At 68.7% G+C, this 24,813-nt stretch carries 16 protein-coding genes; 6 read left to right on the top strand and 10 right to left on the bottom strand.

Going from position 1 to position 24,813, the window contains the following annotated elements:
* Positions 1-2: 2 nt before the first annotated feature.
* On the top strand, positions 3-1,097 hold the full coding sequence (locus AC56DV_RS31845; RefSeq protein ID WP_496318200.1) for a cytochrome c oxidase subunit II: 1,095 nt from the start codon (positions 3-5) through the stop codon (positions 1,095-1,097).
* On the top strand, positions 1,094-3,643 hold the full coding sequence (locus AC56DV_RS31840; RefSeq protein WP_496318199.1) for a cbb3-type cytochrome c oxidase subunit I: 2,550 nt from the start codon (positions 1,094-1,096) through the stop codon (positions 3,641-3,643). Before AC56DV_RS31845 ends, AC56DV_RS31840 begins: the two co-directional genes overlap by 4 nt.
* Here the strand turns inward: AC56DV_RS31840 and AC56DV_RS31835 are convergent.
* Together AC56DV_RS31835 and AC56DV_RS31830 are read right to left on the bottom strand one after the other, a co-directional pair.
* Positions 3,640-4,383 (bottom strand): DUF481 domain-containing protein, encoded by a 744-nt coding sequence (locus AC56DV_RS31835; RefSeq protein ID WP_496318198.1) that lies wholly within the window; start codon positions 4,381-4,383, stop codon positions 3,640-3,642. The genes AC56DV_RS31840 and AC56DV_RS31835 overlap by 4 nt on opposite strands.
* Before the next feature lie 105 nt (positions 4,384-4,488).
* Positions 4,489-5,253 (bottom strand): SDR family oxidoreductase, encoded by a 765-nt coding sequence (locus AC56DV_RS31830; RefSeq protein WP_496318197.1) that lies wholly within the window; start codon positions 5,251-5,253, stop codon positions 4,489-4,491.
* Positions 5,254-5,362: 109 nt separating this feature from the next.
* Here AC56DV_RS31830 and AC56DV_RS31825 point away from each other — a divergent pair, with 109 nt between their 5' ends.
* Positions 5,363-6,295, top strand: a complete 933-nt coding sequence (locus AC56DV_RS31825; protein ID WP_496318196.1) for a LysR family transcriptional regulator — start codon at positions 5,363-5,365, stop codon at positions 6,293-6,295.
* Here the strand turns inward: AC56DV_RS31825 and AC56DV_RS31820 are convergent.
* The 5 genes from AC56DV_RS31820 to AC56DV_RS31800 form a co-directional block, all read right to left on the bottom strand.
* Complete coding sequence (locus AC56DV_RS31820; RefSeq protein ID WP_496318195.1) at positions 6,292-6,762, bottom strand: Lrp/AsnC family transcriptional regulator; 471 nt, start codon at positions 6,760-6,762, stop codon at positions 6,292-6,294. The two genes, AC56DV_RS31825 and AC56DV_RS31820, sit on opposite strands and share 4 nt — an antisense overlap.
* A gap of 364 nt (positions 6,763-7,126) precedes the next feature.
* Positions 7,127-8,425 carry an NCS2 family permease gene (locus tag AC56DV_RS31815; protein ID WP_496318194.1) on the bottom strand — a complete coding sequence of 433 codons (1,299 nt, stop codon included), beginning with the start codon at positions 8,423-8,425 and terminating at the stop codon, positions 7,127-7,129.
* A 33-nt stretch (positions 8,426-8,458) separates the two neighbouring features.
* Positions 8,459-10,222 (bottom strand): ABC-F family ATP-binding cassette domain-containing protein, encoded by a 1,764-nt coding sequence (locus tag AC56DV_RS31810; RefSeq protein WP_496318193.1) that lies wholly within the window; start codon positions 10,220-10,222, stop codon positions 8,459-8,461.
* 139 nt (positions 10,223-10,361) lie between these two features.
* On the bottom strand, positions 10,362-12,251 hold the full coding sequence (locus AC56DV_RS31805; RefSeq protein WP_496318192.1) for a phytase: 1,890 nt from the start codon (positions 12,249-12,251) through the stop codon (positions 10,362-10,364).
* Positions 12,251-14,788, bottom strand: a complete 2,538-nt coding sequence (locus tag AC56DV_RS31800; protein ID WP_496318191.1) for a TonB-dependent receptor — start codon at positions 14,786-14,788, stop codon at positions 12,251-12,253. The genes AC56DV_RS31805 and AC56DV_RS31800 overlap by 1 nt, the downstream gene beginning before the upstream one ends.
* Positions 14,789-14,951: 163 nt before the next feature.
* Between AC56DV_RS31800 and AC56DV_RS31795 the strand changes: the two genes are divergently transcribed.
* The 3 genes from AC56DV_RS31795 to AC56DV_RS31785 are packed head-to-tail and all read left to right on the top strand — an operon-like array spanning position 14,952 to position 18,798.
* Positions 14,952-15,854, top strand: coding sequence for a GGDEF domain-containing protein (locus AC56DV_RS31795; RefSeq protein WP_496318190.1), 903 nt, complete (start codon positions 14,952-14,954; stop codon positions 15,852-15,854).
* Complete coding sequence (locus tag AC56DV_RS31790; protein ID WP_496318189.1) at positions 15,851-16,894, top strand: AraC family transcriptional regulator; 1,044 nt, start codon at positions 15,851-15,853, stop codon at positions 16,892-16,894. The genes AC56DV_RS31795 and AC56DV_RS31790 overlap by 4 nt, the downstream gene beginning before the upstream one ends.
* A gap of 50 nt (positions 16,895-16,944) precedes the next feature.
* Positions 16,945-18,798, top strand: a complete 1,854-nt coding sequence (locus AC56DV_RS31785; RefSeq protein ID WP_496318188.1) for a sensor histidine kinase — start codon at positions 16,945-16,947, stop codon at positions 18,796-18,798.
* Between the two features lies 1 nt (position 18,799).
* Here AC56DV_RS31785 and AC56DV_RS31780 read toward each other — a convergent pair whose 3' ends face one another.
* From AC56DV_RS31780 to AC56DV_RS31770, 3 genes are all read right to left on the bottom strand, one after another.
* Positions 18,800-20,152, bottom strand: coding sequence for a heme oxygenase-like domain-containing protein (locus tag AC56DV_RS31780; protein ID WP_496318187.1), 1,353 nt, complete (start codon positions 20,150-20,152; stop codon positions 18,800-18,802).
* A gap of 165 nt (positions 20,153-20,317) precedes the next feature.
* A complete protein-coding gene (locus tag AC56DV_RS31775) occupies positions 20,318-21,799 on the bottom strand; it encodes a methyl-accepting chemotaxis protein (RefSeq protein WP_496318186.1) in 1,482 nt (493 codons plus the stop codon).
* Between the two features lie 95 nt (positions 21,800-21,894).
* Entirely contained in the window at positions 21,895-24,681 is a 2,787-nt protein-coding gene (locus AC56DV_RS31770) for a sensor domain-containing diguanylate cyclase (RefSeq protein ID WP_496318185.1), read from the bottom strand.
* Positions 24,682-24,813: the final 132 nt, after the last annotated feature.

Genomic DNA, 24,813 nt, shown 5'->3' with positions numbered 1-24,813 from the left:
ACATGGACGCCGTCTTCGCCCCCGCCAGCGCCGACGCGGCCATCATCTCGCAGATGGCGTGGGTCCTGATCGCGGGCGCGGCGCTGATCTTCGGCGGCGTGATGCTGCTGCTGGGCCTGGGCTTGCGACGGCGCGGGCAGGACGGCAGGCCGGGACAAGGCGGGCGGCCGCTGCGCCCGGGCCTGTGGATCATCGGCGGCGGCCTGCTGCTGCCGGTTGCCGTGCTGTCGGCGCTGATGGCCTATAACGTTTGGCGTAGCGCGCAGCTCGACCCACAAACCTCGCGCGGCGCGCTGGTGGTATCGGTGACGGCCAAGATGTGGTGGTGGGAAGTGCGCTACAGCGATCCGGCGGGCGGCGCGGACATCGTGCTGGCCAACGAGCTGCATCTGCCGGCGGACCGGCCGGTGTACCTGGCGCTCACCAGCATGGACGTGATCCACAGCTTCTGGGTTCCTGCGCTGGCGGGCAAGATGGACATGGTGCCGGGCCGGATGACCGGGCTTTCGCTGCGTCCGGTGAAGGCCGGCGTGTACCGAGGCCAGTGCGCCGAATACTGCGGCATCCAGCACGCGAAGATGGCGCTGCACGTGGTCGTCGAGCCGCCTGCCGCCTTTGCCGCGTGGCTGGCGCACCAGGCGCGCCCGCAGCCGCCAGCCGCCGAATCGCCCGCACGCCCGGGCGGCGGGACGCTGCCGGCTGCGGCCGACGCATCCCGCGCGGACGGCGCCATGGCCGCCCCGGTGCGGCTTGCCCTCGGCCGCAGCGTATTCCAGCAGCACTGCGCCGCCTGTCACGTAGTCCGCACCGCCGACGGGCAGGCGGGTCTCGCCGGCGGCCCGCCGCAGCCTGGCGCGGGGCAGGGGCCGGCGGCCGTCGCCGCGCCCTTGCCGCTATCCGGCGCGGGCCCGGACCTGACCCACGTGGCCAGCCGCTTGTACCTGGCCGCCGGCACGCTGCGCAACGAACCCGGCGCGCTGGCGGCCTGGATCGCCGATCCGAACGCACACAAGCCCGGCGTGCGCATGCCCGGCGCCGCCGGCATCGACCCGGCGTCGCTGCAAGCACTGACCGCCTACCTGGAGCAACTGAAATGAGCCAGCCCCCGAGCGAGCTCCCCAACAGCCTGCCGCGCCCGCCGGACGAGCTGGAGCAGCTGGAAAAGGTGTGGCGCACACCCACCGGCTGGCGCCACTTCAGCACCGTCAACAACACCAACATCGGCCGCCTGTACCTCGCCACCGCGCTGCTGTTCTTCCTGCTGGCCGGCGTGCTTGGCCTGTTGATGCGCCTCCAGCTCGCGGTGCCGGACAACACCCTGCTGGACGCCGCCACCTACAACCAGGTCTTCACCATGCACGGCACGGTGATGATGTTCCTGTTCGCCATCCCGGTGGTGGAAGCGTTCGCCGTCTACCTGCTGCCCAACATGCTGGGCGCGCGCGACCTGCCGTTCCCGCGCCTGTCCGCTTATGCCTACTGGGCCTACGCCATCGGCGGCCTGGCTTTCTTCTGCACGCTGTTCGCGGGCCTGGCGCCGGACGGCGGCTGGTTCATGTATCCGCCGCTCACCGGCAAGGCATGGTCGCCCGGCCTGGGCGCGGACTTCTGGCTGCTGGGCATAGGCTTCATCGAAATCTCCGCCATCGCAGGGGCCATCGAACTGGTGGTCGGCATCCTGTTCACGCGCGCGCCGGGCATGACGCTGGCGCGCATGCCGGTCTTTGCCTGGGCCATGCTGATCGTCGGGCTGATGATCGTGTTCGCCTTCCCGGCGGTGATCGCGGGCACCGCGCTGCTGGAGCTGGAACGCGCCTGGGACTGGCCCTTCTTCATCCCCGACCGTGGCGGCGACCCGGCCCTGTGGCAGCACCTGTTCTGGTTCTTCGGCCACCCGGAGGTGTACATCATCTTCCTGCCCGCCGCCGGGCTGGTCTCCACCATGCTGCCCGCCATTGCCGGCACGCCGCTGGTAGGGCGGCGCGCGGTGATCTGGTCGATGGCCGTCACCGGCATCGTCAGCTTCGCGCTGTGGGCGCACCATATGTTCACCGGCGGCCTCACGCTGCTGTCGGCCAGCCTGGTGTCGGCTGCCAGCATGGTGGTGGCGATTCCGGCCTCGGTGCAGGTGTTCGCGTGGCTCGCCACGATATGGCGGGGCGGCGTGCGGCGCGATGCGCATGGCGGCCGCATGAACGGCCCCACCTTGTTCATGCTCGGCTTCCTGTCCATCTTCGCGCTCGGCGGGCTGACCGGTGTGATGGTGGCCGTGCTGCCCTTCGACTGGCAGGCGCACGACAGCTACTTCATCGTCGCGCACCTGCACTATGTGCTGGTGGGCGGCATGCTGTTCCCGGTGTTCGCCGGCATCTGCTACTGGCTGCCGCTGCTGAACGGGCACACCATGTCCGAGCGCTGGAACCGCTGGGCCTTCTGGCTGATGTTCGGCGGCTTCAACCTGGGCTTCTTCACCATGCACATCACGGGCCTGCAAGGCATGCCGCGCCGGGTCTACACCTATGCGCCGGACCTGGGCTGGAATGGCCTGAACATGGTCTCCACCATCGGCGCTTTCGTGTTCGCCGCCGGGGTGCTGCTGTTCACGGTGGAGGTGGTGCGCACGCTGTGCCGCCCCGAGCAGGACAAGGGCAACCCCTGGGGCGCGGCCACCATGGAGTGGCTGCCCGATGAGGAATACGGCCCGCGCAGCATACCGCTGGTGACGTCGGCCGAGCCGCTGTGGGAGCAGGAGGGGCTGGCGGAACAGGTGCAGCGCGGCGCGCACTTCCTGCCCGGCACAGTCACCGGACGGCGCGAAACCATCTTCACCAGCTGGCGGGATGCCAGCCCGCGCTACCTGCTGATACTGGCGGGCGACAGCTGGTGGCCGCTGGTGGCGGCGGCCGGCACCGCAGGCTACTTCCTGCTGCTCACCGTGAAATGGACCGTGTCCGCCTGGCTGTGCGGCGTGCTGGCCGTGGCCTCCGTGCTGGCCTGGCTGTGGCAGACCGACCGCGTGCCGCCCATGGCAAGCGCGAAAGTGGCGGACCGGCTGCAGCTTCCCGTGGGGGAGCGCGGAAGCAGAGGCCATTCGTGGTGGGCCTGCGTGATCATGCTGGTGGTGGACGGCTGTATCTTCGCCTCGTTCGCGTTCACGCACATCCATCTGTCGATGAAGCTGGCCGTGTGTCCGCCGCCGGGCGCCAGCCTGCCGGCGGCGCAATGGTCATGGCTGGCGAGCTTATTGTGGGTGGCCGGGGCTGGACTGATTGCGCTGGCGTGCCGGCCGGCGCGGCTGGGCGGGATGCCTGGAGACTCGCAGCGCGGCCTGCGCCTGCTGGTGATGGCGGCGCTGGCGTGTACGCTGGCTGCGGTGGGCTGCGACATTGCGAGCCAGACGCTGGCCGGATTGTCGCCGAAGAGGGATGCGTGGAGCGCGTCGGTGGCGGTGCTGAGTGCCTACCAGGCGCTGCATGTGGTGCTGCTGGCGCTGGCCGCGCCGTACCTGTGCGCGCGTTCCTGGCGCCGCCACCTTACCGCAGACAGCCGGGCTACGCTGAACAACGTGGCGCTGATCTGGTACTACACGGCGGTGCAGGGCGTGCTGGCAGCCTGGCTGCCGCACATCATGGGCGCGGTTTAGAAGGAATACACCAGCGTCAGCGAGGTTTGCGTATCGGTGTTCTTCTTGTCGTCCGGGACATTGGTGTCGCTGCGGGCGCTGAAGGCGGCCTTCATCTGCATGGTGCCGTTGATCTTGGTGCTGAGCGCCGTTTCGGCCTGCGAGTGCAGGTTCGAGGTGCCGCGCTCCATGCTGACCGTCTGCGTGAACAGCGCCGAAGGGCTGAGCTGCCAGCGCATCGAGGCCGCGCCGCGCACGGTAACGCCATTCTCGGATTCGCCGGTGGCGCGCGTGCCTGTGAAGTAGCCCGGACCCAGCTCCACGTCCAGCGTCTTGTCGCGCGACTTGAGTACGCGCGAGCTGTGACCGACCGATAAGGAGCTGTACGTGGTGTAGGCGCCGAACTTGTCGTCCACGTGGGAGCCGAGCACGAACAGTTTCTTGTTTTCGTCCAGCAGCTTGTACGCGGCCTTGGCGGACAGCGCGAAACGTTCCGCCGAGCGCTCGCGCACCTTGTCGCCATTGTCGGCGTGGGTTTCGTCTTCCTTGAAGTAGCCGCTCAGGATGTACTCGTTGCTCCAGCTGTCCAGCTCCTGGCGCGCATCGATCTTGCCGGTGACTGAAGTGCCGACGGTATTGCCGGTGGTGGTGATGGCGCCCAGTTCGGCCGAGGTGGTCCAAGTGCGTTCGGGGATATCTTGCGCGGCAGCGCCGCCGTGCGCGACGGCCAGCGTCAGCGCGAATAGGGGGATCAGTTTCATGTGCGAGGGCCCGCGCCGGCAGGCCGGTCTGAATACGGTGAGCCAGCATTGTACCCGATTGATACCGGCCCAGCCGCACGTGTCACAATTCTTACAATTTGCACATCATGCCGCGAAACCGCCGTCGATGTGCAGGCTGGAGCCGGTGACGAACGCCGCTTCCGGGCTGGCCACGTACGCCACCATGCCGGCAATTTCCTCCGGGCGGCCGTGGCGCGGAATCGCCATCAGGCCGTGCAGGGCGGTGGCGAAGTCGCCGCTGCCGGGGTTCATGTCGGTGTCCACCGGGCCTGGCTGCACGTTGTTGATGGTGATGCCGCGCGGCGCCAGGTCGCGCGACAGGCCTTGCACCAGGCCGAGCAGGGCCGACTTGCTCATGGCGTAGGCGGCGGCGCCGGCGAACGGCATGCGCACGGCGTTGGTGCTGCCGATGTTGATGATGCGGCCGCCCTTGTCCATGAACGGCAGCACCGCTTGCGTGGCCACGAACACGGCGCGGATGTTGACGGCCACGGTGTCGTCGAAGTCCTTCAGCGAGAACTCGCCCACGTCGCCCATGCGCAGCACGCCGGCATTGTTGACCAGGATGTCGATCTTGCCGAATTGCGCCGCAGCCTTGCCGATGGCGGCGATGACGGCGTCCGCGTCGGCGGCGTCGGCTTTCAGCGCCAGCGCGCGGCCACCCGCCGCCACGATGCCCGCCGCCAGCGCGTCGGCCACCTCGGCCGAGGACTGGTAGGTGAAGGCGACGGCGGCGCCGTCCGCCGCCAGGCGGCGCACGACCGCCGCGCCGATGCCGCGCGCGCCGCCGGTGACGAAGGCGACTTTGTTGGCGAAGGGGGCGGCGGTGGTGTTGATGTTGGTGGTCATTTTGAATCTCCTTGGGGTTGGTTGATGAGTCCAGTATGTCCCAGGCATTCACTGCGCACTAGCCGGTAATCAGCCATATCAGTTTCAACTGTTGATATAAAATGGGACGATGGAACCGCTCAACTACCTTGAATCCTTCATCCAGGCCGCGGAAACCGGCAGCTTTTCGGCAGCGGCGCGGCGCCTGGGCCTGACGCCGGCCGCCGTCAGCAAGAACGTGGCGCGGCTGGAGGCCAGCCTGGGCTTGCGGCTGTTCCAGCGCAGCACGCGCAGCCTCACGCTCACCGGCGGCGGCGAGCGCTTCCTGCAGCAGGTGGGCGGCGCCTTCTCCACCGTGCAGGACGCCATCGCCAATGCGGCGGCGGACGAGGGCCAGCCGTCGGGCGTGCTGAAGGTGGGCATGGCGCCGGCGTTCGGCCGCGAATACCTGCTGCCGCTGCTGGACGGTTTCCTGCAGCGCTATCCGGCGGTGCTGCCGGACTGGCACTTCGACAACCGCCAGGTGGACCTGGTGGGCGCGGGCTTCGACGCGGCCATCGGCGGCGGCATCGAGCTGACGCCCGGCGTGGTGGCGCGCGAGCTGACCAAGGTGAGTATCGTGGCGGTGGCCTCGCCGGCATATATGGAAGGCCGCGACTGGCCGGGCCATCCGGCCGACCTGGCGCAGTTCGACGGCATCATGCGCCGCTCGGCCGGCAGCGGGCGCGCCAGGACCTGGACGCTGGTGAACGACAGCGGCGGCGAAGGACTGGCCGCCAGCCGCCCGCGCATGATCTTCGACGACCCTGAGGCGATGGCGCACGCCGCCATGCGCGGGCTGGGCGTGGCGCTGCTGCCGATGGCGCATGCGGCGCCCGGCTTGAAAAGCGGCGCGCTGGTGCGGCTGCTGCCCGGCTGGCGCGCGGACGCCGGGCCGGTGTCGATCTACTATCCCAGCAAGAAGCTGTTGCCGGCGAAGACGCGCGTCTTCGTCGACTACGTGGTGGAGCACTTCCGGCGGCCGGAAGTGGAGGCCGTCTTCGACAGCCGCCGTTACGACTAGGGTTCCACCGAGTGTGCCCGCTTCAGGCAGCGCAGCACGAAGGTGGAGCGGCTGTGGCGCAGGCCGGGCAGCTTGTACAGTTTGCGGCGCAGGAATTCCTCGTAGCCGGCGGTGCCCGCCACCGCCACTTTGATCAGGTAGTCGTACTCGCCGGTGAGCAGGTAGGCTTCGATCACTTCCGGCAGCTCTGCAAGCGCCTGGCCGAATTTCTCGAAAATCTCGTCGTCATGGCGGTCCAGCGTCACTTCGATGATGACCGTGTCCGGCAGGCCGAGCGCCTGCTGGTTCAGCACCGCCGTGTAGCTTTCGATCACGCCGCTTTCCTCCAGCGCCCGCACGCGGTTCCAGCACGGGGTGGTGGACAGGCCCACCTGTTCCGCCAGCTTGGTGTTGCTCAGGCGGCCTTCGCGCCGCAGGGCGCGCAGGATGCGGCGGTCGGTTTCGTCGATGTTTGGTGGGGAATTCATGATGGTGGCCTGGATGAAGAAGAATATTCTTCATTCTAGCGAAAACAGCGCAAGATCAGGAAGCCTATTTTCGCGGCCCGGCCGTACACTTCCTAGCATGAACACACATACCATCACCTCCCGGAAAAGCCTGCGCTTCACCATCGAAGCAGATGCAGCCCTGTCCACGCTCGAAAATGCGCTGGCGATTGTGCGCCGGGCAGGAATCGATCTGGAGGGGATGCGAATTAGCCAGTGCCCGCAGGGCATGGAGCTCTGGATGCGGCTGGCGGCGCAGGAGGAGGATCTTCTGACGTTGTGCCGCATGCGGCTGCACAACGTCGTCGGCATCCTGGCGATCAAGGAATCGCCCGTGGTTCAGCCATCAGCCCGGAAGGTAGGCGTACTTGAACGTGAAGACGGCGGCGATAATCCAGACGATCGGTTTCACTTCGCGCGCGCGGCCGGTCAGCAGCTTGAGCACGGCGTAGGTGATGAAACCGAAGGCGATGCCGTGCGCAATCGAGTACGTGAACGGAATCAGCATGGCGGTGATACCGGCCGGTACGCTTTCCGTGGTATCGCTCCAGTCAATGTCCGCCAGGTCGCGCAGCATCAGGCACGCCACGAATAACAAGGCGGGCGCGGTGGCGTAGGCCGGCACGGCGCCGGCCAGCGGGGCGATGAACAGACAGGCCAGGAACAGCACCGCCACCACCAGTGCGGTGAGGCCGGTGCGGCCGCCCGCCTGCACGCCCGATGCGCTTTCCACGTAGGCGGTGGTGCTGGAAGTGCCCAGCAGCGAACCGGCCACGATGGCGGCGCTGTCGGCCAGCAGGGCCTTGTTCATGCGTTCCATTTTGCCCGGCACCAGCAGGCCGGCGCGGTTGGCCACGCCCATCAGGGTGCCGGTGGCGTCGAACAGTTCAACCAGGAAGAACACCAGCACCACGTTGATGATGCCGACCGACAGCGCGCCCTTGATGTCCAGTTTCAGCAGCGTCGGATCGAGCGACGGCGGCGCGGAGAACACGCCATTGAACTTGTTGTCGCCGAAGACGAAGCTGAGCAGAGTGACGGTGACGATGCCGATCAGGATGGCGCCGCGCACTTTCAGCTTGTCCAACGCCACGATCAGCATGAAACCGAAGATGGCCATCAGCGCCGGCGGCTTGTGCAAGTCGCCCGCCGTGACCATGGTGGCCGGATTGGCGGTGACGATGCCGGCGCTCTTGAGTGCGATCAGCGCCAGGAACAGGCCCAGGCCCACCGTGATGGCGGTGCGCAGTCCGTGCGGTATACCGTTGATGATCAGCCCGCGCAGCCCGAGCAGGCTGACAACGACGAACAAACAGCCCGAAATGAACACCGCGCCCAGCGCCGATTGCCAGGGCACGCCCATGCCCAGCACCACGGCGTAGGCGAAGTAGGCGTTAAGGCCCATGCCGGGCGCCATGCCGATCGGGTAGTTGGCGTACAGCGCCATGATGGCCGTGCCCAGCGCGGCGGCCAGGCAGGTGGCGACGAACACGGCTTCCTTGGGCACGCCGGCGTCGCCGAGGATGGACGGGTTGACGAAGATGATGTAGGCCATGGTGAGGAAGGTGGTGATCCCCGCCACGGTTTCGGTTCGCACGTCCGAGCCGGCTTCTTTTAGTTTGAATAGTTTTTCAGCGATGGACATTGGGGCTCCCAAGAAAGTGTCAGGAGCAGCATATCATTTCTCACTCAGCTCCCAAAAGCCGTTTCGGCGGTGTGGCGCCGGCTCCAGCTTGTAGGTCAGCTCGTGGGTCAGGCCCAGGGCATCCAGGAAGCGGGCGTCGTGCGAGACCACGGCGAGCGCGCCGGTGTAGCTTTGCAGCGCCTGTTCCAGCGCCCGCACCGAGGCCAGGTCGAGGTGGTTGGTGGGCTCGTCCAGCAGCAGGAGCTGGGCCGGCTCCTTGCGCCACAGCGCGCAGGCCAGCGCCGCTTTCAAGCGTTCGCCGCCGCTAAGCTTGGCGGAAGGTGTCTGCACCTGCGCCGCCTGGAGGCCCAGCAGGGCCAGGCGGCTGCGCAGTTCGCCCTCCTGCAGCGGGGTGTCCAGCTGGCGCAGGCGCTCCAGCACCGTCAGTTCGGGCGGCAGCAGCGCGGCGGCGTGCTGGTCCAGCCAGGCGTGCGGCACGCAGACCTGGCACTCGCCGGACAGCGGCGGCAGCAAGCCCGCCATCATTTTCAGCAGCGTGGTCTTGCCGCAGCCGTTGGGGCCAGTGACGGCAAGCCGCACCGGGCCGGCGAGCGTGAAATCCAGTGCCGCTATGGCTCGCGCTGCTGGGGGCGGGGAGTCGCCGGCGCCGCTGCGCGCGAGGGGCGTCTGCGACCCTGGTGGCGGATAGGGCGGCACCGCGCTGTCGAACTGGATAACGCGCTTGCCTGGCGGGACGGTGCTGGCCGGCAGCAGCAGGGCGACGGCAGCGGGTGCACGCAGGCGGGAGACGGCCTCGCGCACGGCATCGTCGTGGGCTGCGCTGGTCTCGGCACGGCGCTGCACTTCGCGGCCGGCGCTGGCCTCTGCCTGGCGTTTCAGCTTGCCGCGCAGGATGGGGGCGATATTGGCCTCCTTTCCCACCCGCGCATTGCGGGCGGCGCGGGCCTGCTGGCTGTCGTGCTGCTTGCGCAGTGCGCGCTGCGCCGCGTCGCGCTCGTTGCGGGCGTGTTCCAGCGCGCCGCGCGCCGCGTTGTCGGCCGTTTCGCGTTGCATTTCATATTGGCTGTAGTTCCCGCCATAGCTATGCAGGCCGGCCGCGTCCAGTTCCACGATGCGGTCCATCGCCCCCAGCAGCTCGCGGTCGTGGCTGACGACGATGGCGCCGCCGCGCCAGGCCAGCAGGCGCGCGTGCAGCCAGGCGCGGCCCGCGCGGTCCAGGTGGTTGGTCGGTTCGTCCAGCAGCAGGCCGTCCGCCTGGGACAGGAAGGCGCCCGCCAGGGCCACCCGCATCAATTCGCCGCCGCTCAGGCCTGCGGCGCTGTCGCCGGGCCGCAGCTGCGGCATGCCGCAGTCGGCCAGCGCCTGCACGAACTCGGCCGCCACGTGCCAGCGGCCCTCCAGGAAATCCAGGTCGTCGCTGCGGACTTCGCCGGCGTCCATGCGGCGCAGCGCGCCGAACAGCGGGGCCAGCCCTGCCACGGCTGCAACCGTGTCGCCGGCGGCCGGGCGTACTTCCTGCGGCACGTACACTACGCCGCCTTCGCGCAGCACGGCGCCGCTGTCGGGCGCGACCAGGCCTGCCATCACGCGGGCCAGCAGGCTTTTGCCTGTGCCGTTCGCGCCCACCAGGCCGGTGCGTTCGGCGTGGAAGGTGGCGTCCAGGCGGTCGAACAGGACGCGGCCGGAAGGCAGTGCGAGCGACAGCTGGCGCAGGGAGATCGAGAAAGCACCGGAGGGTGCGGGCGCGTTGGACGGCGCCACGGCCACCGTGGCGGTGGCGCTGATAAGTACTGCCATATAAGTAAGCTCCAGACGAGAAATGACGTCATACGCAGGCCGCGCAGCGGTCTTGCGTTCTCTTGCTGAGGGGGCTTACTTCTTCATCGGCGCATACTCCTGAATGGGCGCTGCCCGAAAATTGGGCAGCGCACGCATTCTAGCGCAGCTTCAGCGCGGCGGCAATATCGGACCAGGCCACGTACTTGAAGTTCTGCGGACCGTCCGGCAGGCGCTTGTAGCCGTCCTGCACCACCAGCATGCCTTCGCTGTAGGCGCCGCCGAGGTTGGCGGCGCTGACATCCAGGCCGTCGGTTTCGGAAGCGCCGTCGATGCCGGCCGCCACGTTCAGGCCGATGCGGAAGCTGCCGCGCACCTTGTGCGGCGCGGCCGCGTCCAGCACCACATAGCTGTTGCTGCCCTGGCTGGACACCACCAGATAGCTGGCCTGCGCACCGTGGTAGAGCGACAGGCCTTCCACGTCGGCGGTCAGCACGCCACCGACCGGCAGCACCATGGCCATGGCCGAGCCCTGGTCCGCGGCCGCCGGCAAAGCCCACACGCCGCGCTTTTCCTCGCCTACGAACAGGCGACCGGTGCGGTCGTCGGCCACGCAGCCTTCGGGCTGGGTGGCGACCTTGAAGCTGCGCAGCAGGGCGCTGGTGTAGGCGCCGTCCTTGCGGCCGATGCGGTAGTGCTGGAACGTGCCGTCCTTGTCGTTGACGAAGGCTTCCAGGCCGCCGCCGGCAGGCTGGTAGACGCATATGCCATAGATCTTTTCAAGGCCGGTCGGGAAGCGAACGGTTTCGGCGACTGTGCCGTTGCCGTCTATCGTGAACAGGACGATGGTGTTGTCGTCGCGCTGGGTGGCCAGCGCCAGGTCATGGCGGGCGCCGTCCAGCAGGACGTTCTGGCGCAGGTCGACGTTGTTCAGGCGGCCCGATTCGAGCAACTGGGTCTGCCTGCCTTGCATATCGTAGACCAGCAAGCCTTGCTTCTTGTTGGTGCCCAGCACGCGCGAGGCGGATGGATCTGTCGGGTGGACCCAGATGGCCGGGTCGTCCGCCGCGTCGCCCAGGCGCGCCATGGGTTCGGTCTGGGTGCGGGGCAGGACGATGGCGGGGGCGGCGACGTTGGCTGGCGCCGAGACAGCCGGCGCGGTCAGGCCGGCGGGGAAGGTGCGCCATTGCTTCGCATCCTCGTCGTTCAGCAGCAGTTCGGTGCGCGCGCCGGTGCTGCGGCTGGCCAGCGTGCGGCTATAGGCGGCCGCCTTCAGCACGCGCGGAGCTTGCGCCTGCCAGGCGCCATTGCGCCGGCTGAACAGGTTCAGGGTTTTGCCCTTGGCGTCCAGCATGGCGACGCCGCCCGGCAGCAGGGCCAGCGGGCCGGCGCCGCCGGGAAGCTTGCCGTAGGGCGGGCGCAGCGCCAGCGCGTGGCGCTCTCCGACGCTGGCGGCGCCTTCCGCATCCGCGTTATAGGCCCACAGGCCCATGCCGGATTCGCTGACGAACAGCGTGCCGGTGGCGTCGTCCACGCGGCAATGGCGCACGTGCGTCGGCAGGGCGAGCTTGCGCACCAGTTTGCGCTCGGCGCCGTCCAGCAGCCATTGTTCGCCCTGGCCGTCCTTGGCGATCAGGAACTGGTAGCTGAGCTGCTGCGCGTCGCGGTACAGGCAGGCAGCCTCGGGAGCGAAGGCCGGCGGCGGGAAGGGCGCCTGCACGCGCAGCGTGCCCGCTTTCAGGTCGGCGTCGATGGCGACGGTGCGTTCGGTGTTGGAGTCCACCAGTGTGGCGAGCACGCCGCCGGGCTGGCTGCGTGTGTCCAGCTGCTTGCCGCGCACCGCATGGCGGGCGCGCTCGGCGCCATTGGCGTCGAGCAGGCGCAGGGCGTTCTTGTCCAGCGCCAGCCAGCCGCCGTCCGGCAGCGCGGCCAGTTCCGTGGCCGCCGAGATGGCTGCCATGGCGCCGGCCGATCCGGCCGAACCGGCTGCTGCGGCGGTGCTCGCGAATGCGGCGCATGCCGCAGCGATGATTGCTTGAGTCTTCATCATTAGAACAGGCTGGCTTTCAGGGTGATTTTATAGGTACGGCCATACTGCTCGTATTGTGTGTTATGGTTCTTTACGCCTTGGTAGACGTAGTACTTCTCGTTGTTCAGGTTGGAGGCCTCGAACTGCAGCTGCAGCTGCTTGCTGATCTGGTAGGCGAAGGACAGGTCGAGCTGCTTCTGGCTATCGACAATGCGGTCCTGCGCCGCGTTCAGGATGTCGCCGCCCATTTCAAGCAGGTACTCGGACTTGTAGTTCAGCGCCAGGCGGGTGCTGACCGGACCCTGTTCATAGCCCAGCATCACATTCATCACGCGGTCCGACTGGCCCGGCATGGAGATGCTGCGCGACAGCACCTTGCCGGCCTTGGTGTCGAAGCGCGCCACGTTGGCCTTGGAGTCGCTCAGGGTAGCGTTCACGCCAGCCAGCAGGTGGTTGAACGGCGCCGGCAGCATGCGCAGCGGCTGGGTCCAGGCCAGTTCGACGCCCTTCACGCTGGCCTTGTCGCCGTTGGCGTAGGAGGTGGCCGTGGTATAGCCCGCCCACTGGCCGGTGCCCGCCAGGTTGGTGGTGTAGGTGAAGTTCTTGATGTCCTTGTGGAAGGCATAGGCCGACACGGTGCCGTCGGTGCCGAGGATGCGTTCCACGCCCAGGTCCAGGTTGCGCGCCTGCAGCGGGGCCAGGTCCGGGTTGCCGATGGTGGCTTCGGTGGCGCTGGCCAGGCTCACGCCCGGCGCCAGCTGGCTGAAGTTGGCGCGCACCACGGCCTTGGTGATGGCGGCGCGGATGCTGGTGCGGTCGTCTGCGTCGTAGCGCGCCTGCAGCGATGGCAGCCAGTTGGTGTAGGAGCGCTCGCGCTGTAACGGCGAGATGACCGCGCCGCTGATCTGCGAGCCGGCCGCGTCGAAGCTGGTGTGCTCGGCGCGCACGCCGGCCAGCACGCGCCAGGCATCCCACGCCAGCGTGTTCTGCACGTAGGCCGAGTCGATGTCCTCGTTCATGCTGAAATCGTTGATGGCCGACTCGGACGCCAGCCGCGCCGCATTACGGTCCAGGCCCGCGATGCGCGCGCGCACGACGGAAGGATCGATGGCGGCGCCGATGCGGCCCAGCTTGTAGTCCAGTTCATTCGTGCCCACGAATGCGGCCATGGCGGTGGAGCCGGCGCCCCAGTAGTTGCCGCTGGTGGCCTTGCTGCTGTTGTAGGCCCACTGGTTGGTGTCGTTGGCCTTCTCGCGGCGGCTGGCCTTGGCGCCGAACTTCAGCGTCGAGCGCATCTCGCCGACAGGGAAGGTGTGCGACAGGTCGATGCGCGCATGGTGCTCCTTGTCTTCCGAATAGCGCCGCTGCAGCGTGATGGCGTTCAGGCTGTAGTTGGCCGCGTCGTAAATGCCTGCCGGCGCGGTGAGCCGCGGCTTGCCGCCGTCCGTGAAGCCGACGCCTGCGAAGTTGGCGTTGCCACGGAAGCGCGCGTCGTTGATGGATTCCGGCGTGTCCTCGTTGGCGCGGCTGGCGCCGCCTTCCACGTTCAGCTGCCAGTCGCCGAATTTCTGTTCGGTGCCCAGCACCGTGGAGCGGATCTCCTGCGTGTACTTGCGCTGGCGCAGGCGGCGCTCGGCGCGCGCGCTGGCGGTGGCCCCATCGGCGATGCCGCCGCCGGAGATATTGCTGATGGTGAGGCGGTCGCGCACTTCATCGTCGCTGAAGCGGCTCAGCAGGTTGCGCAAGAACCAGTTGCTGCCGGCGGCAGGCCGGTAGTCCAGGTTGATGGCGGCGGCGCGGCGCTCGCGCACCGGCAGGTAGTCGCGGAATTCGAAGCCGCTCAGCTTGTCGCCGTCCCAGGCGCCGCCGGTTTCCACGTTGTCCGAGCCGAACTTGCGCTTTTCGCCGCTCAGGCCAACGGCCACGCCCAGGTGGCCGTCCATGAAGCGCTGCGCCCACAGCAGGCCGGCGCTCGGGCTGCTCTGGCCGGTGTTCTGGTCGCGGCTTGCCGCTGCGCTGACCGACAGCACCTTGCCGGGCAGGTCGAAGGCCGACAGCGACTTCACCTCCACGGTGGCGCCCAGCGAGTTGGCGTCCATGTCCGGGGTCAGGGTCTTGCTCACTTCCAGGGAGCGGATCAAGCCTGCGGGCAGGATGTCCAGCGCCACGGCGCGGCGGCTCGCTTCCGGCGACGGCACCAGCGCGCCGTTGATGGTGACGGCGTTCAGGTCCGGGCCCAGGCCGCGCACGGTGATGTAGCGGCCTTCGCCCTGGTCGCGCTGCACCGACACGCCCGGCAGGCGGGCCAGCGCTTCGGCGGCGTTCTTGTCCGGCAGGCCGCCGATGTCGTCGCTGCTGACGACGCTGATGATGTTGTCGGCCTTGTCCTGCGCGGCGATGGACTTGCGCAGGCTGGCTTGCTGGCCGGTGATGACGACGACGCCCGCCACGGAGGTGGACTCGGCAACCTGGGCGTGCACGCCCAGGGAGGTCAGCATGGCCAGCACGCCCATGCTGAGGGCGGACAGGCGGAAGGTTGGCGCGGTTGGCTTGTGCATGGTTTTTTTCGTTGGTTGGAATGTTGAAGTAACGCCGGGCATTCTAGGAAGCGAATGTGTCGCTTCTGTTACAAAGCGGGTGCGGCGAGTGAGCTGTTTGCACCTCCCCTGGCGTGTTGGGCTCCGTCATGCCGCTGTCATAAAGCGCCGCTATGCTGCCGCCATGCTAAAACTGCACCGTCCCTATCTGATCCTGTCGGCCTTCGGCCTGCTGCTGTTCCCCATCATCTACGCCGGCATGGGTGAGGCCAGGCCGCTGGCCCAATGGAAGTGGCTGGATATCCTGTGCGAAGGCGGCACGTCCGCCATGGCCGGCATCTGGCTGCTGATTACGCTGAGCAGCCGGCCGGGCGGCCTGGTGACGCGCCTGCTCGCGCTGGGGCTGGCCGCCATCATGCTGGGCTCCTGGGCGGACTGCCTGGACGAGCTTTTCCACGTGGCCAAGGACCAGCTGTGGGACAACTGGCTGGAGGCGCTGATGCCGCTGGGGATGCTGACGCTGACGGCCGGCATGTACTACTGGCGCCAGGAGCAGTTCAGCCTGAATGAACACTTGCAGAAGCGCGAGCGGCTGTTCCGCGACCATCGCGCGTTCGACCGCGTGACGCAGCTGGCGGGCGCCGATTACCTGCGCACGCAGATACGGCTGGAGCACGCCCGCGCGCCGGGCAGCCCTTGCGCGCTGGTGCTGCTGGACATAGACGGCTTCCACAAGATCAACCGCGAACACGGCCAGCGCGAAGGCGACCGCGTGCTGCAAGCGGTCGGGCATATGCTGTTGCTCAACCTGCGCAACGAGGATCTGCTGTGCCGCTACGCGGGCGACCGCTACGCCGTCCTGCTGCCCGGCATGGGGCAGCAGCAGGCGCGCGAACTGGCAGAACACCTGTGCTTCATGGTCGGCCGCATGCGGCACGCCGCGCCCGCCGGGCAGATTGCGGTGGGCCTGCGGCACGCCTGCACGCTGGCCGAGGGCAATCCGGAGGCGCTGCTGGCGGAGCTTGGCAAGGCGGTCGACGCGGCGCCGGCGCACTCCGGCGATGGGCGCGGGCTGGCTGCGGCGTGATCGCCTACCACGGGGCCGGCGATGCGGTGATCCCGGCCCGGCACCAGCCGTGGCAGGTGCTGGACTACGCGGCCAGCCGCGATGCCGCGCTACCGGCGCTGTGGCGCGGCACCGGGCTGGATGGCCCGGAGCTCCCGCCTGCCGGCCTGCATCTGACGCCGCAGCAGTACCTGCAACTGCTGCAGAACGCTGCGCGCGTGCTCGACAGCGCCGATACCGCCTTCATGCTGGGCCAGCAGATGCTGCCGGGCGACTACGGCCCGGCGAGCGGCGCATTGCTGCGCGCGCGCAGCTTGCGCGAGGCGCTGCATATCCTGGCGGGCAGCCATTGCCTGCTGTCGCCGCTGCTGTGTCCCCGGTTCCGCGAGGAGGGCGCACTGACGGCGCTGTACTGGACCGACAGCTACGGCGCGCCCGGCCAGCTTCCCTTCCTGGCCGAGATGCACATGACGGCGCTGGCGGCCATGTGCCGCTGGCTGGGCGGAGAGCGCCTGCCGTGGCGCTTCTGCTTCAACCGCACGCGGCCGCGCTACACCGAGCAGCACGAAGTGCACCTCGGCGCCGACCTGCGTTTCGACTGCCACCTGGACGCCATGCTGATCGACACCGCGTGGCTGGACCGGCCATGGCCTGCCGCTGCAAGCACTGACGCCGGCGCCGTCCCTGCCGCCGGGCCGGCAAGCGCGTCCGCCGCCGATTCCGCCACCGCATCGCCCAGCCTGCTGACCGCGCTGTACGACTACCTGCTGGCGCGCGTGCGCGCGGCGCCGACGCTGGAACAGACTGCAGTGGACTTCGCCGTCAGTCCCGCCACGCTGAAGCGCCACCTGGCGCGCCACAACACCCACTTCCAGGCCGAACTGGACCAGGTGCGAACCCACGTGGCGCTGTACCTGTTCCAGACCCGCCGCGCCGACAACGAAGCCGTGGCCAGCCACCTGGGCTTCCACGATGCCGCCAACTTCCGCCGTGCCTTCAAGCGCTGGACCGGCCGGACGCCCGGCCTGCTGCGTGAATCCATGCTCTCCGGGGCCAACTAAAGCGGGCAGCGCCGAGGTACAATTGGCATCCAACAGAATCATGAGCATCGATGCGATTACGTACCCATTATTGGCTGCTGGCTTCTTCCATCGTGTTGCCGGTGGCCGTGTTTTGCAGCATCGCGCTGGACATGCTTCTCACGGCACAGCGCGCCTCGGCGATGCGCCACATCGAGGAAAGCGCCCGTTCGGCCACGCTGGAGATCGACGCTGAAATCCGCCGCGCGCAGTCGGTGCTGCGCGTGCTGGCCGGTTCGCACTCGCTGGCTTCCGGCGACATGCAGCGTTTCCACCAGGAGGCCGGCGCCGCCAACGCGGGCCATGGCGGCTGGATCATCCTGTACGAACGCAGCGGACAGCAACTGGTCAATACGCGCCTGCCATACGGCGCCAGGCTGCCGCAGCGGCCGGACCCCGAGGTGGTGGAGCGGCAGCTCGACAGCGGCAACGGCGTGGTGTCCGGCATGAAGTGGGGCCTGGACCTGAAGCGCGTCTTCGTCACCGTCGAGCTGCCCATCACCACGGCGGCAGGCGACCGGCGCGTGATCTCGCAGGCGTTCACGCCATCCTATTTCGCGCGCAGTTTCGAAGCCCGCACCATCCCCGCCAGCTGGAAAGTCAGCGTGGTCGACAGCACCGGCGTCATCATCGCGCAGCGCGGACAGCCGGACGATCCGGCGCGCATGCGCGTTGCGCCCGACGTGCTGGCGCGCATGCAGGCGGCGCCGGACGGCACGCTGCGCCATGCCGGCAGCGAAGGCACCGAGGTCTATTCCTACTTCGTGCGCTCGGCGCTGTCGGACTGGGCGGTGGTGGTGTCGGCGCCGGTGGCGGAAATCAACGCGGCGGTGCTGCGCGGGATGTCGGTGGCCATCATCGGCTTTGTGATCGCCATCGGTTCGGCGCTGGCGCTCGGCATCCATACGGGCCGCAGGCTGGTGCGCTTCGTTTCCGGCGCCTCGCACGCGGCGCGCGCGCTGGGCGGCAGCATGCCGGTGGCGGGGCTGCGGCATTCCAGTATCCGCGAGATGGAAGCACTGAACGACGCCATCCGCGACGCCGACGCGCGCTTGCGCGCGGAGATGGTGAGCCGCGCCAGCGCCGAGGCGGAGCGCAACGAGCTGCTGGTGCGCGAGCGCGCCGCGCGCGAGCACGCGGAACGCCAGAACGCGGCCAAGGATGAATTCCTGGCCATGCTGGGCCACGAGCTGCGCAACCCGCTGGGCGCCATCACCAGCGCCGTGGCCTTGATCGACATGAGCAGCCAGCCGGGCATGCCGCCGCAGGTGGGCCAGAAGGCGCGCGAGGTGCTGCGGCGCCAGACGGCGCACCTGACGTCGCTGGTGGACGATCTGCTGGAAGTGAACCGGGCGCTGATGGGCAAGCTGGCGCTGAGCAAGCGCGGCATCGATCTGGCCGATGCGGCGCGCGGCTGCGTTGAAACGCTGCAGGCCGGAGGGCGGCTGGAGCATCACCGCATCGAACTGCACGCCGAGCCGGCCCCGGTACTGGCCGATGCCACCCGGCTGGCGCAGGTGATCGACAATATCCTCGACAACGCGCTCAAGTACAGCCCTGCAGGATCTGCCATCGCCATACGCGTGGCGCAGCATGGCGGGATGGCGGAGCTGACCGTGCGCGACCAGGGCGTGGGGATTGCGCCGGAACTGCTGCCGCATGTGTTCAATGTGTTCGTGCAGGGCGAGCAGACCTTGCAGCGCGCCCAGGGCGGGCTGGGAATCGGCTTGACGCTGGTGCAGCGGCTGGTGGAAATGCATGGCGGCACGATAGACATCGCCAGCGCGGGCGTGGGGCAGGGCACCTGTGTGACGGTGCGGCTGCCCGCCGCCGCGATGAATGCGGCTGCCGAAGCGGAGCCGCTTGCCGGTTCAACTGCAGGTTAAATTACAGGTTGAACAGCTGGCTGTAGATGCGCGCGGCCATCAGGCCGGCGGGCGTGTGCTGCAGCGACGGCGCCAGCAGCCGCGCCAGCGTGGCCATGGCTTCCTCCTTGCTGTCCGACGCCGCCAGGCGCGCTTCCAGCAGGCGCAGCTCGCAGCCGATCGATTCCCACGCGTGTTCGTCGGAAGGGAAGTGGTGGCGGATGACGGGCCGCTCGGTGCGGGTCCGCTGCGGCGCTTCGGCGGTGGCCAGCTGGCCGGCATGCGGCGCTGCCTTTGACGATGATGTCGATGCCGATGCGGCAGCTTGCCCGGGGGGCATGCTGGCGCCCGGCTGGGCGCCGGCGCGGTCGGCCACGGCATCCGGCGGCAGGACGGGTTCGGCGGGCTCCCGCAGCGGCGCGGCCGGGGGCTTGGCAGGCTGCGCCGCCGATGGCGCGGCAGTCGCAGGCGATGCCGCTGGCGGCTGGCCTGCAGCCTGGCCGGCCGGCGGCTCGGCGGATAGTGGCGGCACGGCGTCGGCGGCGGAGGGCAGCGGCAGGTGGGCCGCAAGCGCGTGCAGGCGGTAGCCGTCCGCCACGCGGCGGTAGAAGGCGGCCGGGTCGCCGACCCGCGCCATCACGCCGCGCAGGCTGAGCAGCGCGGACGGCCCGCTGCCGGCCGCCACGCCGGCTGCGGCAAAGGCGTCCGCGCTCAATCCCAGTTCCTGCAACTCGTGGCGTGCCACCAACAGCTCTGCCGATGGCTGTTGGCGCGACAGGTTATAGCCTATCAGTTCCGGCAGGAAATCATCGCCATTGTGCGCCAGCGCCATTTCCAGCGCGGCGCTGCGGTAAGCGCCCAGCGGCACGCCGGCTGCGACGGTTCCCGCGGCGGCATCGGCGTTGCCGGCGCTGGACGCCAGCAAGTCGCGGTACAGCAGATAGCGGTTGCGGTCCGGCACGCCGTAGCCCAGCTGCTCCAGGTAGCTGGCGATCATGGGCTGGAAATCGATATCGTCCCAGCGCTCCACCACGCCGTACAGCGAGGCGCCGTCCGCCAGCCGGGCGGGCGCGGCTTCGCGCAGGAACTGGCGGGCTTGCGCCAGCGTGGCGAAATGGCGGCGCGGCGCGCCGAACTCGCGCGCCACCTGGTAGCGGTGGTAGGCGTCGGTCACGTTTTGCGCATGGTGGCTGATCCATCCTGCCAGCTCGTCGTAGCGCAGCGGCAGGCAGGCTGGCTGGGCGGCCGCCGCATCGAGCTGGCTGCGCAGGAATGCTGCGGCGTCGGCGGCGCGCAAGGATTCGCCGGCTTCCGACAGGGCGGCGTAGATGCGCCGAGGGGCTTCGGGGGAGGTGGTGGCAACGGGGTTCAGCATGACGTGTCTCGCTCAGCTAGCAGTTTTTTCCAGTATGCAAAATTGTTGCTTGCATGCGTAGCGGTGATTGTCCCGCCACTCTGTAAGACTAGACTGACAACGGAAAAAAGCCATGCAAAGTAGCCGCTTCCTGCGCCGCTGTTGCGCGCCGCCTACTACCGGGCGTCAGAACTTGGTGAACTGGCTTTCGTCCAGCGTGCTGGCGGCCGGCGCCAGGCTGGCCGGCGCCGGGCCCGGGCGCTGCCGGCGCGGCTTGCCCGATTTCACCGGGCGCACGTTGGAGCGGTCCGGCTGCTCCTCGCTGGCGTAGCGCTTGAACAGCGCCATCAGGTGCGCCAGGTGGTCGGCCTGCGAACTCATCTCTTCCGACGTGGCGGCCAGCTGTTCCGAGCTGGCGGCGTTGGTCTGGGTGGCCTGGCTGAGCTGCCCCACGGCGGCATTGATCTGGCCCACGCCGGCCGACTGTTCCTCGGACGCGGCCGCGATCTCCTGCACCAGGTCCGAGGTGCGGCGGATGTTCGGCACCATGGCGTCGAGCAGCACGCCGGCCTGCTCGGCCAGGTCCACGCTGTTGGCCGCCACCTCGCCGATCTCCTGCGCCGCCACCTGGCTGCGTTCGGCCAGCTTGCGCACCTCGGCCGCCACCACCGCGAAGCCCTTGCCGTGCTCGTGCGCGCGGGCCGCCTCGATGGCCGCGTTCAGGGCCAGCAGATTGGTCTGGTAGGCAATGTCGTCGATGATGCTGACCTTCTTGGCGATCTGGCGCATGGCGGCGGCGGTGGCTTTCACCACTTCGCCGCCCTTGGCCGCTTCCTGCGCCGCCTTGGTGGCGATGCCGTCGGTGATGCGGGCGTTCTCCGCATTCTGGGTGATGGAGGCGGTCATCTGCTCGATGGAGGCGCTGGTCTCTTCCACGCTGGCGGCCTGCTCGCTGGACGCCTGCGACAGCGACTGCGCCGTGGCGCTGACCTCGGTCGAGGCGCTGGCCAGCGCGCCGGTGACCTGCTGGATGTCGCGCACGATGCTGCTCAGGCTGCGCGAAATCCACACCGCCAGCACGCAGCCCAGCACGGCGATCACCACGGCGAAGGACAGTATCCAGCTCTTGGCCTGGCGCGCGATGTCGCTCATTTCGCCCGATTCGGCCTTGGTCTCGGCGGCATTGACCTCGCGCAGCCGGGCGCTGGCGCCGGCGATGCCGGCGTCGGCGCCTTTCACGGCCTTGTCCAGCTCCAGCACGGTGGCGCCTTTTTCGCGCAGCGCTTCCAGGTGGCTCATCTGCTGCCCGTACTCCTTGGTGGCGGCCAGGATTTCATTGAGCAAGCCTTGTTCTTCGCGCGACACTTCGCCGCTGGCCAGGTAGTTGTTGGCGGCCTTGTCGACCGCGGCGATCTCGGTGCGGAATTTGGCGGCATAGTCGCCGCCGCGCAGCACGTAGTTCTTGAAGCTGTGCGAAGCGCGCCCGTGCGCGGCAACGATGGACATCACGGCATCCTTGCGCGCCAGCGTCATGCTCTCGATATTGTTCCAGCGCCCGAGCAGGGCGCTCAGGCTGGCGAAGGCGGTCAAGCCCAGCAATATGACCAGAATCACGATGCCGCCCAGTCCCACGTGCAGCCGGGTTTCCATCTTCATGTGCTTCAGCATGGTTTTTCCTCCTGACGGCGCGGGCCGGTAAGGAAGATATTGTGCCGCAATCGGAGCGCACAATTGTCACCAAATTCCACAATCCCGCATTTACATCAGCTTTGTTCCGCATCCACAACATAGCAGTCCCGGCCGTTGCGCTTGGCCTGGTACAGCGCCCGGTCGGCGCGCGCGACCAGGCTGGACGCGGTCTCGCCCACGCCCTCGCCGCCGCCGCCGCCCCGATACAGCGCCACGCCGACGCTGGTGGTCACTTGCATCGGCGAACCGGCCACCGTAAACGGCGCGCGCACGGCGGCCACGATCTTGGCCGCCAGCTGGGCCGCCTCGCCGCCCTGGTCCACGTTTTCCAGCACGATGATGAATTCGTCGCCCGCCAGGCGCGCCACCAGGTCCACCGCGCGCACCGCCTGGATCAGGCGGCTGGCGAATTCCTTCAGCACATCGTCGCCGGCGCCGTGGCCCAGGCGGTCGTTGATGGCCTTGAAATTGTCGATGTCGAGATAGGCCAGCGCCATGCGGCGCGCCAGGCGCTGGCTGCGCGCCATGGCCTGCTGCAGCACTTCCTCGAACTTGCGGCGGTTGGCGATGCCGGTCAGCGCGTCGACCCGGGCCAGCTCGATCAGCTGCCGCTCGACGGCCTTGATGCGGCTCATGTCCTGCGTCAGCGCGTACACGCCGGCCACGCCGCCGGCCCGCACATCCGGCACCAACGTGGTCTCCAGCGTGCGCAGGTCGCCATGCAGGCGGGCGCGGTGCTCGAAGCTCACGCGCTCGCCGGAGAAGGCGCGCTCCAGGTGCGGCAGCGTCTTGCCGTAGGCGGCCGCGCCCATCACTTCGCGCAGCGGGCGCGCGGCCAGGGATGCCGGGTCCAGGCCCAGCCAGTGCTGGAAGGTGGCGTTGCCGAAACGCAGTACGCGCTCGCGGTCCACATAGGAGATCAGCGCGGGCAGGTGGTCGGTGATCAGCTGCAGGCGCTTCTCGCTGGCCGCCTGCGTCAGCTCCGCGTTGCGGCGCTGGGTGATGTCCAGCGACATCAGGTAGATGCCCTGCACCTGGCCGGCGCCGTCCACGTCCGGCACCTGGCCGGCGCCGTCCACGTCCGGCACCAGGTCCGTCATCAGGTGCAGCGCGCGGCCCATGTGCACGCTGTCGCGCTCCTCGTGCACGCGCTCGCCGCGCAGCGCGGCGTCGATCTTGTCTTTCCAGTCCAGGTAGACTTCGGGGCCGAACACCTCGCTGATGGTCTTGCCCAGCATGCGGGCCGGGTCCACGCCCAGCAGCTTCCGGTAGTAATCGTTGGTGAAGCGGAAGCGCAGGCTGCGGTCCAGGTAGGCCACCAGCGCCGGCATGCTGTCGGCGATCATGCGGAGGCGGTGCTCGCTGGCGGCAATCTGCTCCTCGTGCGCCACCCGGTCCGAGATGTCGTGCAGGAAGGCCGTGGCGACCACGCCGCTGTCGTGGCGCAGCGTGCCGATCGACAGCTCGACCGGGATTTCATGGCCGTCCCGGTGCTGCGCGGCGATGCGGGTGCGCTGGAGGCGGCGCTGGCCCGCCAGCCCGTCCGGCGCGCTGCGGCCGCCGGCCAGGCGCATGATGCCGAGGGCGTGCGCGCTGCGCAGGCGCGGCGGCACGATCAGCTCGGCCACGTTGCGGCCCAGCGCTTCCTCGCGGCGCCAGCCGAAGGTATGCTCGGCCTGCACATTCCATTCGGTCACTGTGCCGTCGGCGGCGGTGCTGACGAAGGCGTCCGGCGCATGTTCCAGTATGTTGCGCACCAGCGTTTCGCTGGCCAGCACCCGCTCCTGGGTGGCGGCGCGCTCGGCGGTCAGGCGGTAGAAGGCTTCGCTCAGCTCGCCGATCTCGTCCTGCCGCCCGGTGCGCAGCGATTCGATGTCGCTGCCGCCCCGGTGCAGCAGCGCCACCTGCGAGCGCAGCCGCTCCAGCGGCGCCAGCAGGCGGTGGATGGCCAGCCAGGCCACCAGGCCGGCCACCGCCGCGAACAGGGTGGCGGCCAGGATGGCTTGCCGGCGCAGTTCGATCAGCGGGGCAAAGGCCTCGTCGGTGGGATAGCGCGCCGCAACAATCCAGTTGGTGGCCTTCAGCCGTTTGTATGAATAGATGCCCTCGTTGCCGTCCTTGTTCCTGGCTTCGGTCCAGCCCTCGAAGCCCTTCAGCGCCATTTCCGTGGCGCGGTTGTAGCCGGGCCGGTCGTTGATGTGGCGCAGCAGGCGCTCCGGCGTGGGGTGGTGCAGCAGGATGCCGCCGGCCGTCATGATGAACATGAAACCGGTCTTGCCGGGCTTGAGGCCGTTGATGGGGCCGAAGAAGTCGGACTGCTGCAAGTCGATGCCGGCCGCGATCACGTAGGCCACCTGGCCCTGCGGGTCCAGCACCGGCTGGGTCATCAGGACCACCGGGCGGCCCGACAGGCGGCTCAGGAAGGGCGCCGAGATCAGGCCGGCGCGGCTGCTGACGGTGTTGTCGAAGTAGGGCAGGCCGATGGCGTCCACGCCGGCTTCCTTCAGGTCCGGGCGCAAGGTGGCGACCATTTTGCCGCGGCGGTCGAACACCACCACGTTGAAGAACTCCGCGCTCACCGCCGGCCGGGCCAGCAGCAGCGCCTGCAGCGCGGCCGGGTCGCTGTGGATGCCGGGGGGCAGGCCTTCGGGCAGGGTCGAGAGCAGGGCGCGCTTGGCTTCCAGCTGTTCGTCGACATAGGAGGCGGCGGTGGACAGCACGGCGTACTGCTGGGCGCCGATGACGGCCTTCATGTCGTGCTCGGCCAGCATCAGCGCGACGGTGGTGACGATGGTGGTGGCGGCCAGCACCAGCAGGATGACGACCGTGGTCATCCGGGATTTGAGGGTACGTGGCAGCATGCCGGCTGGGGCCATGTCTTTGAGCAAGTCGTTCGGGAGCGTGGAGTATTGCACACCCGGCCTCGGCAAGCCATGGATTTAGGAGGATTGGCGTGCCGCCCGCACATGCCCTACAATTGCTGCACCGCATCT

Source organism: Massilia sp. BGA-UO-ETr-WB1, from assembly GCF_059567845.1.
Note: the sequence above shows the minus strand (reverse complement) of the source record. Positions and strands in the feature narration are given on the sequence as shown.

Excerpts from the sequence above, each read along its gene's own strand:
- AC56DV_RS31845 (WP_496318200.1), top strand. The coding sequence starts at position 3 with ATGGACGCCGTCTTCGCCCCCGCCAGCGCCGACGCGGCCATCATCTCG.
- AC56DV_RS31840 (WP_496318199.1), top strand. The coding sequence starts at position 1,094 with ATGAGCCAGCCCCCGAGCGAGCTCCCCAACAGCCTGCCGCGCCCGCCG.
- AC56DV_RS31835 (WP_496318198.1), bottom strand. The coding sequence starts at position 4,383 with ATGAAACTGATCCCCCTATTCGCGCTGACGCTGGCCGTCGCGCACGGC.
- AC56DV_RS31830 (WP_496318197.1), bottom strand. The coding sequence starts at position 5,253 with ATGACCACCAACATCAACACCACCGCCGCCCCCTTCGCCAACAAAGTC.
- AC56DV_RS31825 (WP_496318196.1), top strand. The coding sequence starts at position 5,363 with ATGGAACCGCTCAACTACCTTGAATCCTTCATCCAGGCCGCGGAAACC.
- AC56DV_RS31820 (WP_496318195.1), bottom strand. The coding sequence starts at position 6,762 with ATGAATTCCCCACCAAACATCGACGAAACCGACCGCCGCATCCTGCGC.
- AC56DV_RS31815 (WP_496318194.1), bottom strand. The coding sequence starts at position 8,425 with ATGTCCATCGCTGAAAAACTATTCAAACTAAAAGAAGCCGGCTCGGAC.
- AC56DV_RS31810 (WP_496318193.1), bottom strand. The coding sequence starts at position 10,222 with ATGGCAGTACTTATCAGCGCCACCGCCACGGTGGCCGTGGCGCCGTCC.
- AC56DV_RS31805 (WP_496318192.1), bottom strand. The coding sequence starts at position 12,251 with ATGATGAAGACTCAAGCAATCATCGCTGCGGCATGCGCCGCATTCGCG.
- AC56DV_RS31800 (WP_496318191.1), bottom strand. The coding sequence starts at position 14,788 with ATGCACAAGCCAACCGCGCCAACCTTCCGCCTGTCCGCCCTCAGCATG.
- AC56DV_RS31795 (WP_496318190.1), top strand. The coding sequence starts at position 14,952 with ATGCTAAAACTGCACCGTCCCTATCTGATCCTGTCGGCCTTCGGCCTG.
- AC56DV_RS31785 (WP_496318188.1), top strand. The coding sequence starts at position 16,945 with ATGCGATTACGTACCCATTATTGGCTGCTGGCTTCTTCCATCGTGTTG.
- AC56DV_RS31780 (WP_496318187.1), bottom strand. The coding sequence starts at position 20,152 with ATGCTGAACCCCGTTGCCACCACCTCCCCCGAAGCCCCTCGGCGCATC.
- AC56DV_RS31775 (WP_496318186.1), bottom strand. The coding sequence starts at position 21,799 with ATGCTGAAGCACATGAAGATGGAAACCCGGCTGCACGTGGGACTGGGC.
- AC56DV_RS31770 (WP_496318185.1), bottom strand. The coding sequence starts at position 24,681 with ATGCTGCCACGTACCCTCAAATCCCGGATGACCACGGTCGTCATCCTG.